Below are 656 nucleotides of genomic sequence, written 5' to 3'. Positions count from 1 at the left end.
GGTCAGGTTGCCCTGATGTTCAGTCGCGCCAGCGTGCCGCAGGACCTTGTGCAGCGGTTCGAAAAAGCTCTGGAACTGGGTCGAGGCAGCGGACGGATCGAATCCCTCGTCGCTCGCTACGCGGATCAGGATATGAGTGGGAGATCAGACAGAAAATCATTAAATTAATTGATATTAAACAATAATTTATACGCGCTTATTCAAGTAATTTATTGGATTTTGCGGGGCGCCCGGACATTGTTCGGGCGCCTGTCATCTGGACTCTGAGGCTTCGACTTCAGCCCAGGGATCGTAGCTCCCGACCCACCAGACCCCCTTCGGGGTCGCGACAGGCATAGGCCTGTCCCGCGTGATCTGGTGCTGCTCCCGGGTATCGATGATGCCGCTGAGTGCACTCCGGAGTGATTGCGGGCGCTGGCCGCTACGCTCGTGGAGCGGAGACGCTCATCAGGGCCATCCGAGTTCGCCGCCCTGAGCCCTGGCCTGCCGCGAAAGCGGCATGAACGCTCGCGGATCAGCCGAACGGATTGCGCAGTACGATGGTGTGATCTCGATCGGGGCCGGTGGAGATCATGGCGACTTCGGCCTCGGTAATCTCCTCCATGCGCTTCAGGTAGTTTCTGGCGGCTTCGGGCAGGTCGTCATAGCGCTTGATG

1 protein-coding gene is annotated in these 656 nt (G+C 58.8%); it reads right to left on the bottom strand.

What is annotated here, in order from left to right; translation table 11 throughout:
* Positions 1 to 514 precede the first annotated feature (514 nt).
* The coding region (locus RM530_RS18415; RefSeq protein ID WP_311366727.1) for an adenylosuccinate synthetase at positions 515 to 656 on the bottom strand (142 nt) is incomplete at its 5' end.

It is taken from the genome of Banduia mediterranea (assembly GCF_031846245.1).
GTDB lineage: Bacteria > Pseudomonadota > Gammaproteobacteria > Nevskiales > Nevskiaceae > Banduia > Banduia mediterranea.
This window is presented reverse-complemented; position numbering and strand designations above follow the sequence as displayed.